This is a genomic window from Leptolyngbya sp. NIES-2104 (genome assembly GCF_001485215.1).
Lineage (GTDB): Bacteria > Cyanobacteriota > Cyanobacteriia > Leptolyngbyales > Leptolyngbyaceae > Leptolyngbya.
Genome location: NZ_BBWW01000001.1, coordinates 3,295,985 through 3,309,421, shown reverse-complemented (window position 1 = coordinate 3,309,421; position 13,437 = coordinate 3,295,985). Strand labels below are relative to the sequence as shown.

At 49.6% G+C, this 13,437-nt stretch carries 16 protein-coding genes and 1 pseudogene; 15 read left to right on the top strand and 2 right to left on the bottom strand.

The annotated features are described in order from the left end of the window. Positions 1–21 precede the first annotated feature (21 nt). The gene (locus NIES2104_RS15625) at positions 22–444 is read left to right on the top strand and encodes a DUF6010 family protein (RefSeq protein ID WP_058999226.1); all 423 of its coding nucleotides are present in this window, start codon (positions 22–24) and stop codon (positions 442–444) included. Positions 445–567: 123 nt separating this feature from the next. Beyond that, a complete protein-coding gene (locus NIES2104_RS15620; RefSeq protein ID WP_263971055.1) occupies positions 568–1,119 on the top strand; it encodes an NAD(P)-dependent oxidoreductase in 552 nt (183 codons plus the stop codon). A gap of 60 nt (positions 1,120–1,179) precedes the next feature. On the opposite strand, the gene NIES2104_RS15615 is transcribed toward NIES2104_RS15620, so the two are convergent. Then, complete coding sequence (locus NIES2104_RS15615) at positions 1,180–1,884, bottom strand: class I SAM-dependent methyltransferase (protein ID WP_058999225.1); 705 nt, start codon at positions 1,882–1,884, stop codon at positions 1,180–1,182. 125 nt (positions 1,885–2,009) lie between these two features. Next, positions 2,010–2,915, bottom strand: coding sequence for an AraC family transcriptional regulator (locus tag NIES2104_RS15610; protein WP_058999224.1), 906 nt, complete (start codon positions 2,913–2,915; stop codon positions 2,010–2,012). Between the two features lie 22 nt (positions 2,916–2,937). Here NIES2104_RS15610 and NIES2104_RS15605 point away from each other — a divergent pair, with 22 nt between their 5' ends. From NIES2104_RS15605 to NIES2104_RS15555, 13 genes and pseudogenes are all read left to right on the top strand, one after another. Beyond that, entirely contained in the window at positions 2,938–3,834 is an 897-nt protein-coding gene (locus NIES2104_RS15605) for an SDR family NAD(P)-dependent oxidoreductase (protein WP_263970971.1), read from the top strand. A 32-nt stretch (positions 3,835–3,866) separates the two neighbouring features. Then, entirely contained in the window at positions 3,867–4,601 is a 735-nt protein-coding gene (locus tag NIES2104_RS15600) for an SDR family oxidoreductase (protein WP_058999221.1), read from the top strand. Positions 4,602–4,674: 73 nt separating this feature from the next. Next, on the top strand, positions 4,675–5,736 hold the full coding sequence (locus tag NIES2104_RS15595) for an NAD(P)-dependent alcohol dehydrogenase (RefSeq protein ID WP_058999219.1): 1,062 nt from the start codon (positions 4,675–4,677) through the stop codon (positions 5,734–5,736). Between the two features lie 104 nt (positions 5,737–5,840). Then, a complete protein-coding gene (locus tag NIES2104_RS15590; protein WP_058999217.1) occupies positions 5,841–6,731 on the top strand; it encodes an NAD(P)H-binding protein in 891 nt (296 codons plus the stop codon). Between the two features lie 67 nt (positions 6,732–6,798). Continuing rightward, complete coding sequence (locus tag NIES2104_RS15585; RefSeq protein ID WP_202815081.1) at positions 6,799–7,752, top strand: NADP-dependent oxidoreductase; 954 nt, start codon at positions 6,799–6,801, stop codon at positions 7,750–7,752. A 78-nt stretch (positions 7,753–7,830) separates the two neighbouring features. Next, complete coding sequence (locus NIES2104_RS15580; RefSeq protein ID WP_058999216.1) at positions 7,831–8,586, top strand: SDR family oxidoreductase; 756 nt, start codon at positions 7,831–7,833, stop codon at positions 8,584–8,586. 56 nt (positions 8,587–8,642) lie between these two features. Then, positions 8,643–8,771: a hypothetical protein gene (locus NIES2104_RS33475; RefSeq protein ID WP_263970970.1), complete on the top strand. Its 129-nt coding sequence runs from the start codon at positions 8,643–8,645 to the stop codon at positions 8,769–8,771. A gap of 1 nt (position 8,772) precedes the next feature. Further along, the gene (locus tag NIES2104_RS15575) at positions 8,773–9,183 is read left to right on the top strand and encodes an SDR family oxidoreductase (protein ID WP_058999214.1); all 411 of its coding nucleotides are present in this window, start codon (positions 8,773–8,775) and stop codon (positions 9,181–9,183) included. 173 nt (positions 9,184–9,356) lie between these two features. Further along, entirely contained in the window at positions 9,357–9,938 is a 582-nt protein-coding gene (locus NIES2104_RS15570; protein ID WP_192843592.1) for an ester cyclase, read from the top strand. Positions 9,939–10,023: 85 nt separating this feature from the next. After that, positions 10,024–10,152: pseudogene (locus NIES2104_RS32995) on the top strand (SDR family oxidoreductase); the annotation flags it as partial. A 269-nt stretch (positions 10,153–10,421) separates the two neighbouring features. Further along, positions 10,422–11,282 carry an SDR family oxidoreductase gene (locus NIES2104_RS15565; RefSeq protein WP_058999212.1) on the top strand — a complete coding sequence of 287 codons (861 nt, stop codon included), beginning with the start codon at positions 10,422–10,424 and terminating at the stop codon, positions 11,280–11,282. Positions 11,283–11,594: 312 nt separating this feature from the next. After that, a complete protein-coding gene (locus tag NIES2104_RS15560) occupies positions 11,595–12,527 on the top strand; it encodes an AraC family transcriptional regulator (protein ID WP_072218076.1) in 933 nt (310 codons plus the stop codon). A 139-nt stretch (positions 12,528–12,666) separates the two neighbouring features. Further along, positions 12,667–13,416 carry an SDR family oxidoreductase gene (locus NIES2104_RS15555; protein WP_058999210.1) on the top strand — a complete coding sequence of 250 codons (750 nt, stop codon included), beginning with the start codon at positions 12,667–12,669 and terminating at the stop codon, positions 13,414–13,416. The last annotated feature ends 21 nt before the right edge of the window (positions 13,417–13,437 follow it).

The window sequence follows — 13,437 nt, the reverse complement described above, 5'->3', positions numbered from 1 at the left end:
AAGTAACGTAGGAGTAATACTATGCAAGTTCAATCCAGACCCGACATAACGATTATCCAGCTAATTGCACCGCTAGTGGTGGCTCTAATTTATATTACCCTGTGTTCTTTATTTAAGGAGCCAAACCGTCGCAATTTCAGTGCCCTAATGATTGCCGGAGCTGGGGCTGCGTATCTCAATGGTGGCTTATTGGGATGGGAATTCGCCTTCTGCACTGTGATGACTGGTGTCGCCTACTGGGGATTAAAGGACTACCGATTCATTGGAATTGGATGGCTGTTGCACACCGCATGGGATACAGTCCATCATTTATACGGGACACCGATCGTTCCATTCGTGCCATTGTCATCGTTTGGGTGCGCCATTTGCGACCCGGCTCTGGCGTTGTGGTATTTTCAAGGCGCACCTTCCGTCTTTACCTGGTTCCCAAAGTTAAAGTATTAAGGACAATCGAAAACTAGCCCATAGTCTTGTAAGTGAGAAACATCAATGAGAATTTTCGTAATTGGGGCAACAGGAGCGACAGGACGGCAGATTGTCGATCGAGGCTTAACCTAAGGACACGACATCACTGCGCTTGTTCGCAATCCCGACAAGTTTGAAATGCAGCACAACTCTCTCCAGGTTGTGCAAGGGGACATCCTCGATCGCGTCTCATTAGATGCGATGCAGCAGCAAGATGCAGTCATCAGCTCCTTGGGCACGAGAAAAATCAGTTTTGAACCAGTGACGCTACTCTCGGAAGGCACAAAAAACTTAGTTCAGGCGATGGAGCGGCACGGTGTCAAGCGATTGATTTGCATTACTGGAGTGGGTGCAGGGGATAGTAAAGGTCATGGCGGTTTCTTCTATGACAAGCTGATTCTGCCATTGATATTGCAGCGGATCTATGACGACAAAGACCGTCAGGAAGCCGAAATTCGCCAGAGTAATCTCGATTGGACGATCGTGCGTCCGGGAGGATTGACCGATGATCCTGCCAAAGGGCATTACCGAGTGATGACTGATTTAACTGGGGTGACAGCCGGAAAAATCTCGCGATCGGACGTGGCGGATTTTGTCCTTCATCAACTTAGCGACGATCTCTATCTGCACCAAGCACCACTGATTTTTTACTAATAGAAGCTCAAAAATATAGTCAATCTAATCGCATCGATCGACGTGAGCCAGCATCTATTATTAATCCGGTGCTGTTCGCTTTGAAAACCAGGCGTGAATGAAAAGGGTTTGAAAAAACAACACTGGAGTATCAAAGCCGCCCGCTGCGATGATTGCTTCGATTTCAGGCAGAGTTAAAGCCGTGATGTGAAGACTCCAAACAGCGCGCATCTTTTCGATGTCTTCCTCACTCCAGCCTGAGCCTTGCATTCGCAACCAAACTTCAATCAAGCTCTGATAAACTGGCGGTGACATACCCAGAACTAAGTCGGAACTGATCAAAACTCCACCGGGGCGAAGGCGTTGTGCGATTTGACCGAAAAAGCGACTCCGCTCTTCCGCTTGCTTTAGGAACTGAGAGACCAACAGGCAAGTCGCCGCATCGAATGCCTCCGAAGCGGGCAGCGAATCGAGATAACCTTCGTGGAACGTGCAACGCGAGGTGATGTCGCTTTCGTCGGCTTTTCGACGACAAACGTCCAGCATTGCAGATGCTGGCTCGACCGCTGTGAATTGCCATTGCGGAAAGGCTTGCGCCAGAGCGATCATTTCCGTTCCGGTTCCGGCACCCACGCACAGAATCCGTGCATCAGCCGGAAGCTCTGAGAGAATCAGGCGCATCAATGAAAAGAGCGCCTCGCGCCCCGCCTCCCAAAGAGCATTTTGCTTGTCGTAGGAAGACGCAGTCTTTTGGTTGAATAAAATGGGTGCCTGTTGGTTTTGCATAATGAAAGCGAATGAAGCCGCGATTTATACTTTACACGATTGAATATTGCCACAGTATCAAAGCCGCGCAGTCGCCGAACGAGCAAATCACCCGCGCCCTAATTGCCTCTTTGACAACTATCAACTTAGCTAACTGAGAGTAAACGCCCGATATCCTGAATGGGCGGCGCACCAAACAGGCGAGCATATTCCCGGCTGAACTGAGATGGACTTTCATAGCCGACTCGATCGGCAGCCGTAATCGCATTGTAATCTTCCACCAGCATGAGCCGACGAGCTTCTAGGAGCCGGATCTGCTTTTGATATTGCAGCGGACTCATTGAGGTCACTTGCTTAAAATGATGGTGGAAAGAGGAAGGCGACATGCTGGCTTGTTCAGCGAGATCAGCAACGCGCAGGGGTTTAGCAAAATCTACCTTGATGCTTTGAATGACTGCTGCGATCCGCTGCATGTTGCTCCCCGATGTCGCAATCTGACGAACGGCTTCACTTTGTTCGCCGATCAACAAGCGGTAGTAAATTTCGCGAATCATCATCGGAGCTAGAATTGGAATATCTTCAGGAGTATCCAATAACTGGATCAATCGCAGGGCGCAATCAAGCAATGATAGATTAGCGGTGCTGACGAAAAAGCCTCGGACTGAAGTTTCTTTTTTATCCGCGATCGCAGTCGTCTGAACTGCAATAAGTTCACAAAGTTCGTGCGGGTCAAGATCCAGCTTGAATCCTAAATAAGGGCGATCGGGAGTCGCTTCGAGAATAAATCCGCTAATCGGCTGATCAACTGAAACCACCAGATATTGCGCTTCACCATATCGATAGATTTCCTCACCCAGCGCGGCACCTTTTTTGCCCTGAACCACGATCGCCAGCATTGGGGTGCTGACTCCATGCAGCCTCGTACTCGTCAAAGACTCACGGCTAAATCCTAGCGGCGCGATCCTCGTTTGATGATAACCGTCACCATTGGTATGGCGATTGATCAGGGCGGCTAATTCTCGACATCGATCGGCGATGAGTTCATCTGTCATAGGTTTTGGAGCTGATCTTCTTTTGCAGATTGTAGAACATTTTTATCCAGTCCTAAAACCACAATCTGGAGGATTAGGCAATAAATGGCGAGGTTTGTGTATTGAAGAACCCAATCTGCAACCCTACGATAAACGTATTCGGACAACACAGAAGGATAAGGCAATGACCAAAATTGCATTAGTAACGGGATCGAGCCGAGGACTGGGCAAAAGTACTGCTTTGAACCTGGCTAAAAAAGGAGTTGATGTCATCGTCACTTATCATCGCAATGCTGAAGAAGCGAAGAACGTGGTCGCAGAAATTGAACAGCTTGGCGCTAAAGCGGTAGCACTGCAATTAGATACTGGCGACACTAAAACGTTTGATCGTTTCGCCGCACAAGTCCAGCAGTCACTTAAAGATAACTGGCAAGCCGAGCAGTTTGATTTTTTGGTGAATAATGCTGGAACGGGTGTTTACGCCTCTTTTGCCGAAACCACCGAGGAAGATTTTGACCATTTGATGAACATTCACCTCAAGGGCGTTTTCTTCCTCACTCAGAAACTATTGCCACTGATGAATGACGGCGGACGAATCGTCAATCTTTCATCTGGGTTGGCGCGATTTAGCCTACCAGGTTATGCAGCTTACGCCAGTATGAAAGGCGCGATCGAGGTGTTAACTCGCTACCTAGCCAAAGAACTAGGATCGAGACAAATCGCAGTCAATACAGTCGCTCCAGGTGCGATCGAAACTGATTTTGCGGGTGGTGCAGTCCGCGATAATCCAGAAATGAATAAATCCGTTGCTTCCCTAACGGCGCTCGGTCGCGTGGGTCTGCCAGATGATATCGGGGGCGCGATCGCATCACTCCTATCCCAAGACAATCAATGGGTGAATGCCCAGCGTATCGAAGTCTCCGGCGGTCAGTCGATTTAATTCAGACTCAATTCAACAGTCGGAAAACAACCATGTTAAATGTGGAAAATAAAGTTATTGCCATTACGGGAGCCAGTAGCGGCATCGGTGAAGCCTCCGCCAAGTTGCTGGCTCAAAATGGAGCAAAAGTAGTTTTGGGCGCACGCCGCACGGAAAAGCTAGAAAAGATTGTGAAAGATATCCGCTCATCCGGTGGAATCGCCGAATTCAAAGCGGTCGATGTCACCGATCGCCAGGATATGAATGCGTTCATTCACTTTGCTAAAGAGAAGTTTGATCGCATTGATGTGATTTTCAACAATGCAGGCGTGATGCCTCTGTCCCTGATGAGCGCACTCAAAGTTGACGAGTGGGACAAGATGATTAACGTCAACATCAAGGGTGTTCTGAATGGCATTGCTGCGGGACTGCCGATCATGGAAGCACAAGGCGGCGGTCAGTTTATCAATACCGCCTCGATCGCTGCCCATCAGGTCGGACCTACAAGCGCTGTTTATTCTGCAACAAAGTTTGCGGTTTGGGCGATATCGGACGGTCTGCGGCAGGAGTCAAAAAACATCCGCGTGACGATCATCTCTCCTGGCGTAGTGGAAACTGAACTGGGTTCTGATATCTCAGATGAAACATCAAAAGGCTTGTTGCAAGAACTCCGCAAAACTGCGCTAACGTCGGATGCGATCGCCAGAGCCGTCTTATATGCGGTGGCTCAACCAGAGGATGTCGATGTCAATGAAATTATTGTTCGTCCGACTGCCAGCGCATTTTAAGGAACGTCTGAAAAAACACAAAAAGGAAGAAATGCAAATGCAAAGTAGCCCCGCTCTTGAATCCAGGAAAAACATGCGTCTCTGTTACGGGCTTGCAGCTTTAACTCAGGGCGATCGCCTCGTTCCTTGGGCGTTTGAGCGACGGCAATTGCGACCCAACGATATTGCAGTGAAAGTTCAGTTCTGTGGTGTTTGCCACAGCGACTTGCACGCGATTCGAGGCAATAGCCGCTTTCCATTAGTTCCAGGGCATGAGATGGTGGGTGAAGTCACAGAAATCGGCGTAGAAGTGACGAAATTCCAAGTTGGCGATGCCGTGGTAGTCGGCAACATTGTCGATTCCTGCGGACACTGCCCACCCTGCAAAAGCCACGAGGAATCCTATTGTCGCGAATTTCCGACGACAACTTATGATGGCATCGATCGGCACGATGGCAGCATCACGCGCGGCAGCTACTCGAATGAGTATGTCGTCAAAACTGATTTTGCTTATCATCTGCCTTCCGGTCTCGATCCAGCAAGTGTGGCACCGCTAGTTTGCGCGGGAGTAACAACCTGGTCGCCGCTACATCAGTGGAACATTGGACCTGGAAAGACGGTTGGGATTGTTGGAATCGGCGGTCTCGGTCATCTGGCAATTAAATTTGCCCATGCCCTGGGCGCTCAGGTGATTGTCTTTACGACTTCCGAGCAGAAGCTTGCTACTGCGCTGGAACTGGGTGCGGACGAGGCGATTTTATCGACGGATGCCGAGAAAATGGCGGCTCAGAAATACCGCTTTGATTTCATCCTGGACACGGTATCAGCGCGACATCTACTTGATCCGTATCTGCTGGCGCTGAACCTTGATGGCACACTCTGCTGTCTGGGAATCCCCGATCGCATGGATTTCACGCCTGTCCTCTTAACAATGGGTCGGCGGCGGCTAACCAGTTCGGGGTCAGCGGGGACGTTAGAAACCCAAGAAATGTTGGACTTTTGTAGTAAGCACAAGATTGCAGCGGATGTCGAAGTGATTTCGGCTGCGGATATCAATCAGGGTTTCGATCGGCTGGAGCGAGGAGATGTTCACTATCGTCTGGTGATTGATATGGCGACACTTAAGGCACCAGATGGAGACAAGGCTGAATCTTGAATGATACCGATGGCGATTGTTATCCGAAATGGCAATTTACAGCAGTAGAGCCTGCGACGGCGATGCTTAACATCTGTTTCTAGATAAAAAAGGAGAAAGCGAAAATGGCTAAATACCTTGTGTTGGGAGCGTCGGGACAGACAGGTGCAGCGACGACAAACGCCCTGATCGGACATTCGACTGTACGTGTAGCTGTACGAAGTGAAAGTAAAGGTGCTGCTTGGAAAGAGCGAGGAGCCGAGGTTGCGATTGTCGAAGATGTGACCGATATTGATGCCCTGGCTTGTGCGTTCGAGGGCATGGCAGGAGCGTTTGTTTTGAATCCACCTGACTACACCTCAGATGATATGTTTGCGCGTGCCAAGCAAGTCGCTTCGGCGATCGTTGAAGCTGCACAGCGGGCGCATTTGCCCAAAATTGTCGCATTGTCCTCGATCGGATCGCATCTCTCGCGAGGAACTGGCAACATTCTAACAACCCATATTTTGGAAGAGGCACTCAAACGTTTGCCAGCCGAGGTCGCAATCGGATTTGTGCGCGCCGCATCGTTCATGGAGAACTGGCAGTCGCTTTTGCCAGTGGCGCAACAAAAGGGCATATTGCCGTCTTTTTACACTCCGCTGGAGCGTGCCATGCCGATGGTTTCTACGATCGACATTGGGCAGGCATGTGCTGACGGCTTGGTGCAAGAGTGGCAAGGCACACAGGTCTGGGAACTTCATGGACCACAGCCTTTAAGCCCTAATCAGGTTGCCGCCAGTTTTAGCAGAATCTTGCAGCGCGATGTTCAAGCCGTTGTTATTCCTGAGAGCGAATGGACTTCGACGTTGGCGCAAATGGGTAACAGTCCCTCAGCCACTCAATCATATAGTGAGATGCTGAGTGCTTTTAACAATGGGACATTGGTTTGCGAGGAACACGGCACAAAAAGGCTTCAAGGAAAAACCACAATTGACGAAGCTGTTCGATCCTGGGCGAGTACCAACAGCCCTTAGTCCGTTGTGCCGCGATGCGCGGCTTAATTGCTTTGGTCGAAGTTGGCAATAATAAAGCCATTTCATTATGGCAATTGAACATGGAGGAAAGATGAGAGCAGTAGTGATTAATGAATACGGCAATGAAGACGTTTTGAATTACACCGATGTCGATCGCCCAGAGCCGAAAGCAGACGAAGTGCTGGTGAAAGTTCACGCCGCAGCAGTCAATCCGGCTGACTGGAAGATCCGCGAGGGCATGGGCGAACAGTTTGGGTTCAAACTTCCGTTCATTCTGGGTGGCGACATTGCCGGAACTGTCGAAGCGGTAGGCGATGACGTTGAAAGTTTCAAGCAGGGCGACGCGGTTTATGGAATAACCGTGTCCAGCCTCTCCGGTGGTTACGCTGAGTATGCGGTTGCAAAGGCGGACGCGATCGCGCCCAAACCCGAAAGCATTACGTTTGAAGCGGCGGCAGCAATTCCAATTGCCGCGTTGACAGCATGGCAAGCGATGTTCGATTTAGCGAATCTGAGCAGCGGGCAGAGAATCTTGATCACCGGGGCATCAGGCGGAGTTGGTTCGATGGCGGTTCAGCTTGCTAAAGCCAAAGGCGCGATCGTGGTTGGCATAGCTTCGGGCAAAAACGAACAGTACGTTCGCGATTTGGGCGTAGATGAATTCGTGGATTACACGCAGCAACCGTTTGAAGAAGTCGTCAAAGATGTGGATGTCGTTTTCGATACGGTCGGCGGCGACACATCAACGCAAGCCTTCCAAACGCTGAAAAAGGGTGGCTTTCTAGTCGCGGCACCGGAACATCCATCCGAAGAAAAAGCACGCGAATTTGGCGTAGAAGTCGCTATGGTCTACTGTCAGCCGAACGCGCAGCAATTGGCTGAAATCAACTGTCTGATTGACGAGGGCAAGTTGAAAATACATATCGAAACGGTTTTGCCACTCACAGAAGTAAAGAAGGCGCATCAACTTTCGCAAAGCGGGCGCACACGCGGCAAAATTGTTTTGCAGGTTGAAGCATAGTTGTTGAACAACGGATGTGTGTCTGATGCTTGAGTGATAATTCTTTGCAACACCTAAACAACTAAGCAATGGAGAGCGATGAAGATACTTGAGAATAAAGTTGCCTTGGTGACTGGCGGAACATCGGGAATTGGGAAAGCAACTGCCATAGCACTGGGAATTGCAGGCGCAAAGGTGGTTTTTTCGGGCAGACGCGAGGAGGAAGGCGAAAACACTGCTAACTCAATCCGTCAGTCTGGGGCTGAATGCTTATTCGTGCGGTCGGATGTATCGAGTGAGTCAGAGGTTAAGGCACTGGTTCAGAAGACGGTTGAAAGCTACGGTAGATTAGATTGTGCGTTCAACAACGCTGGGATTGAATCGCCCTCAAAGCCCCTACACGAACAGTCGATCGAGGATTTCGACAAACTGATGGCGATTAACGTGCGAGGTCTGTTCTTGTGTATGAAATCTGAAATCCAGCAGATGCTTACTCAAGGAGGCGGAGTCATTGTCAACAATTCTTCAATGGGTGGATTAATTGCATTTCCTGGAATAAGTCCTTATCATGCCAGCAAACATGCCGTGATGGGACTAACACGTTCTGCTGCACTCGACTATGCTAAGCAAGGCATTCGGATTAACGCGATTAATCCTGGAATCATTGCTACAGAAATGATGGATCGCCTTTCTGCCACAGGGACTAGCCCAGAGCAGTTTGCATCGATCGTCCCGATGGGTCGAATGGGTAAACCTGAAGAAATTGCTGCAACGGTTGTGTTTCTGTGTTCTGATGCTGCCAGCTATATTACAGGTCAGCCGATCGTGATTGATGGCGGATACACAGCAGCCTGATTCAAGGTTGGATCGTAGTTCATTAGAAAGGCTAAAGGAGCGCAGTAAAAGAAAGAATGGAAGACTCCAAAGTGACATTGATTGCTGGTGCATCGCGCGGCATTGGTAGACAACTCGCGATCGATTGTGCACGTCACGGTTTTACCGTTGTCATCAACTACGTCTCGAATGACAGCTTGGCGTAAGATGTCGTACACGAGATTACTGAACTGGGCGGTCGAGCTGTGGCGATCAAAGCCGATGTCAGTATCTCTGGTGAAGTCGATCGATGGACGCTTAATCTATATGTCTTCGATTGCTGCTCGAACAGGCGGCATGGTCTCTGCTGCCTATGCTGCCTCGAAAGCTGGGATTGAAGGACTGATGCACTACTATGCGACCTTCCTGCTGCCCTACCGGATCACAGCCAATGCTATTGCTCCGGCTCTGATCGCCAGTGATATCGTCAATGAGATGAAGCTACCCCCTCCGGACGAGCTGCCACTGGGTCGTGTTGGAAGACCGGAAGAGATCTGGTCAACGGTGCGGATGATCTTGGAAACAGAATATCTGACTGGGCAGACGATCCACATCAATGCCGGACGTTACATGACATGATTTTCAGGAAATCGCCGTAGAAAGTAGCAAACGGATGACAAACTTTGATGGTTGTGTCGCAAATACTTTTTAGCGACACACCAACCGTATCACTCTCGTTGCCTTAAGCACTCACAGTTCCATAAATCTCTAAAAACATTATGAACAGAAAGCTTTACCTTCTGTGTAAATCTATGAACCGCCTATCGTTCTCTACAAAGGCATTCGTGTGCGCCACGCTCGTGCTGCTCACCCTCACCCTCACCGCTTACCAGCCCGCAGTCGGCATCTCGACCTCCCCCGACAAGATCTCCGCCAGCATCGCTACCACTGGCTCGCCCGGCTTCGTCTCCGACGATCCGCGCGCGCGGGGTCTCATCGAAATCGGTGAGGTGGGGATCGCACGGGAGAACAACGAGGCGCTCCGAAACTACTTCGCGCCAGACTTCGTCCTCCACGGTCCCGGAGGCGATCGCACTTACGAGGAGGTGCGCGATGGCTTCGCCTCGATGCGCGCCGCCTTCCCAGATCTCTCCATTGTCCGCGAGTATGTCATCGTCGACAGCAACTACGTTGGTGCGCGAACTCGGTTCTCCGGCACGTTTAAGAACGACTGGAGGAGGTCGCCAAACGAACTCGTTCCGCCGACGGGCAAGCCCATTAGCTGGGCGTTAAACAATATCTTCCGGTACAACGACAGCGGTCGGCTCGCCGAGGAGTGGGTCGAGTACGACATTCCGGCGCTCCGTCGGCAGCTCGGCGTGGAATCTGAGTAGCGTTTGCAGAGATCGTGCCACTTGATGCGGATGTTGCTAAAGCTGAATCGTCTTACTAGTGGGAATCTAGGGCAGATGGCATCGATCGTCCCAATGGGGACGGCTGGGTCAGCCCGAAGAAATCGCTGCAACCGTTGTTTTTCTGTGTTCTGTTGCTGCCAGCTACATCACAGGTCAACCCATAGTTGTTGATGGCGGATACACAGCAGCCTAAAGAGCAGATATTGCACTCACAAAAGAATTCCCGAAGTCAGAAATCTTAGAAGCTTTATAGAACCCATTTGACATCTTTTGAGCAAGTTCCTACAGATTACTGGGTACAGATCGGGACAATGCGATCGTGCCAGAGAGCCTACGTCATGCTCTTCGTGCCTCGATCGCGCTTCCAGTGTTGCTGGCATAAAAAGATGATGCGCTTTAAGAAGAGAACGATGCCAACGATCCTATCGAGATACAAGCAAAACCAAAGAAAGGAGAGCCACCATGATTCTAATAACAGGTGCTAACGGACAGTTAGGTACAGCAGTCGTCCAAAATCTACTGAAAAAAACATCTGCTAACCAAATTGCTGCACTAGTGCGGGATGAAAGTAAAGCCTCTGCCTTGAGAGAACAAGGGGTAGACATTCGCGTCGGCAACTACGATGATACCGCTTCACTCAATAATGCGATGCAGGGAATTGAAACGGTTTTACTGATAGCCGGAACGGATGAAGAGAATCGTCTTCGGCAGCACCAAAATGTTGTGAATGCTGCAAAAAAGGCAGGGGTTCAATGTGTCGCCTACACCAGTCGATCGCTGAAAGACCGAAACACTTTGGCAAACAAGCTGATGGAGGGTCATTTTCAGACGGAAGACTATATCAAGGGGTGCGGGTTGAACTATGCCCTATTTCGCAATGCCTTATACATGGACACTATTCCGCAGTTCGTCGGGGAAAAAGTTTTGGATACAGGTATTTACTTCCCGACTGGACAAGGAAGAGTCCCTTTTGCCCTGAGAAGCGAAATGGGAGAAGCCATTGCAAATGCCCTGTTAGAAAGCGGTTGCGATAACCGCATTTACAACCTCACAGGAAGTGAATCCTATTCCTTTGACGATGTTGCAGCAACCCTTTCTGACTTATCAGGCAAAGCGGTAGCTTATACACCGATTGAGAAGTCAGCCTTTGAGGCGAAAATGAAAGAACGCAGTGTCCCCGAAATGATGATTGAGCGGGTCACAGGGTTTCTAACCGATATTAAAAACGGGCAGGAAGAAGAAGTCAGCCCCGATCTGGAGAATCTTCTGGGGCGAAAGCCTGCATCGCTCAGAGAGGGGTTGAAAATTCTTTTCAATTTATAGGGAGATTGTTTCCGACTATGCGTCTTGAGGAGGGTGCGATCATCGTGCTGGAAATCTTGTGCCTTGGTGCAGTTGCAATAGTTGCTCCTACGGTACTACTGAAAATAGACAGACTACTACCGCACGGACTACTGGCACTGCCTTGTGCTTGCTCCCAATTGCCTTTACGATCGAGCAGCCAAAAGATGGGGATGTAATGAAGTCATCGTTCGACCGATCAGACAAATCGACCAAGCATCAAGACAGTGCGGTTTTGCGCTATTGTATTGACTTAATATGACTGAACTTTGGTTGTAATCCACATCGATCCGAATGAGTGACGCGATTGAAACCTACGATTCGATGTCTGAACTTTATGCTTCCTTTGGCGGCAAGCTAGATCAAGATGTTGATTTTACGATTCATCGGAATGAGGAGCTTTATCCCAACTTTCCAGTCAAGTCTCCCTTGTTTCGGACAAGCTTCTACTCAGTTTTAATCCTGCGCGAAGGGCGAGGTCGCTACCTCGTTGATGACCAATCCTATGTGACGCGCGGTAACATCATTTATTTTACAAATCCGGGGCATCTGAAGGGATTCGAGGTTGAGGAAACGCTACGGGGATACCTCATCACCTTCACAGAATCATTCTTGAAGCAATATGTTCATGAGAACATTCTGGATGAATTTCCATTTCTGATTGCTGAAGTTGCGCCACCGAACTATCCCGATCGCGAAATTTTCCAAATCTTTGATGACTTGGGCGGTCAGTTGTTGCAGGAATATCAGTCAGATTCTGCTTATAAATACAAAGTGATTGGATGTTTAACGGTGGTATTGCTACTCAAAATTAAAGAGTGGTTTTGGAAGGCGTACGATCCACTGACTGAAGCTTCAACCAGCTCTAATATTACACTGACGTTTCAACGTCATCTCGAAGCGCACTTTCGCGATCTACTCGCTGGCAAGTGCGATCGCTTATTCCAAGTGCAGGACTATGCCCAAGCACAGTATTTACATCCTAACTATTTCAGCACTGTCATCAAATACAAAACAGGTAAATCAGTCAGTCATTGGATTGCGGAGAAGACGATCGCGGAGTCGAAGGCACTGTTGGCGCGATCGTCAGAATCAGTCCAGGAAATTGCATTTCGCTTGGGATTTAAGGATGCAGGACACTTCTCCCGTTTCTTCAAAAAACACACGAAACTGTCCCCTGTGAGCTTTCGGCAGAGCTTATCGAGCGGTTTCAATCTTGAGCCTTGATGTTTCGCAAACTTAGAAATGAACAAGCCTGTCGAGAAAATATCCATGCCCTTTCCCGGCTGAGTTTGGCTTAATGGAAATTAAGGAAACGCAGTGCAAGCGACCTAATTTCTATCATCAGAAAAACTTAGGGACTATCATGCAACTTACCGGAAACACAATTCTGATCACGGGCGGAGGTTCGGGGATTGGTCGCGGACTCGCTGAGTCCTTTCACAAAAAGGGCAATCAGGTGATCATCTCTGGTCGGCGACAACAGATGCTAGATGAGGTGACATCTGCTAATCCTGGCATCAAATCCCTGCTACTGGATATCAACGATCGAGACAGTATCCGTTCGTTTAGTCAGCAAGTCGCTCAAGACTATCCAAAACTGAATGTTTTAATCAACAATGCCGGGATCTCGAAAGCAGAAGCTCTCAAATCGCCGCCGGATTACTTAGAGGATGCCGAGGCGATCGTGACCACTAATCTTCTTGGACCCATTCGCCTGACAGCAGCACTCCTGCCACTGCTGCAAAAACAGCCATACTCAGCCATTCTCACGGTTTCATCTGGGCTGGGTTTTGTCCCGAACGCCGCGACCCCAACCTACAGCGCGACTAAGGCAGCAATCCATTCGTACTCGGTATCGCTACGCCACCAGCTCAAAGGCACCACAACCGAGGTGATCGAGATTATTCCGCCTTATGTCCAAACTCCACTCAGCGGCGAACACCAAATGACTGATCCTCGTGCTATGCCACTCGATGAGTTCATTACCGAGGTGATGGGCATACTCGTCAACCATCCAACCGTAGAAGAGGTCGTGGTAGAGCGATGCAAACCTCTACGCTTCGCCGCCGAAAACGGGACTGCTGACATGATGTTTCAGACTCGTAACCCGTAGGTGGAGCGACTCTCTGCAAAG

Excerpts from the sequence above, each read along its gene's own strand:
- NIES2104_RS15625 (WP_058999226.1), top strand. The coding sequence starts at position 22 with ATGCAAGTTCAATCCAGACCCGACATAACGATTATCCAGCTAATTGCA.
- NIES2104_RS15560 (WP_072218076.1), top strand. The coding sequence starts at position 11,595 with ATGAGTGACGCGATTGAAACCTACGATTCGATGTCTGAACTTTATGCT.
- NIES2104_RS15600 (WP_058999221.1), top strand. The coding sequence starts at position 3,867 with ATGTTAAATGTGGAAAATAAAGTTATTGCCATTACGGGAGCCAGTAGC.
- NIES2104_RS15615 (WP_058999225.1), bottom strand. The coding sequence starts at position 1,884 with ATGCAAAACCAACAGGCACCCATTTTATTCAACCAAAAGACTGCGTCT.
- NIES2104_RS15555 (WP_058999210.1), top strand. The coding sequence starts at position 12,667 with ATGCAACTTACCGGAAACACAATTCTGATCACGGGCGGAGGTTCGGGG.
- NIES2104_RS15595 (WP_058999219.1), top strand. The coding sequence starts at position 4,675 with ATGCGTCTCTGTTACGGGCTTGCAGCTTTAACTCAGGGCGATCGCCTC.
- NIES2104_RS15610 (WP_058999224.1), bottom strand. The coding sequence starts at position 2,915 with ATGACAGATGAACTCATCGCCGATCGATGTCGAGAATTAGCCGCCCTG.
- NIES2104_RS15565 (WP_058999212.1), top strand. The coding sequence starts at position 10,422 with ATGATTCTAATAACAGGTGCTAACGGACAGTTAGGTACAGCAGTCGTC.
- NIES2104_RS15590 (WP_058999217.1), top strand. The coding sequence starts at position 5,841 with ATGGCTAAATACCTTGTGTTGGGAGCGTCGGGACAGACAGGTGCAGCG.
- NIES2104_RS33475 (WP_263970970.1), top strand. The coding sequence starts at position 8,643 with ATGGAAGACTCCAAAGTGACATTGATTGCTGGTGCATCGCGCGGCATT.
- NIES2104_RS15580 (WP_058999216.1), top strand. The coding sequence starts at position 7,831 with ATGAAGATACTTGAGAATAAAGTTGCCTTGGTGACTGGCGGAACATCG.
- NIES2104_RS15570 (WP_192843592.1), top strand. The coding sequence starts at position 9,357 with ATGAACCGCCTATCGTTCTCTACAAAGGCATTCGTGTGCGCCACGCTC.
- NIES2104_RS15585 (WP_202815081.1), top strand. The coding sequence starts at position 6,799 with ATGGCAATTGAACATGGAGGAAAGATGAGAGCAGTAGTGATTAATGAA.
- NIES2104_RS15575 (WP_058999214.1), top strand. The coding sequence starts at position 8,773 with ATGTCGTACACGAGATTACTGAACTGGGCGGTCGAGCTGTGGCGATCA.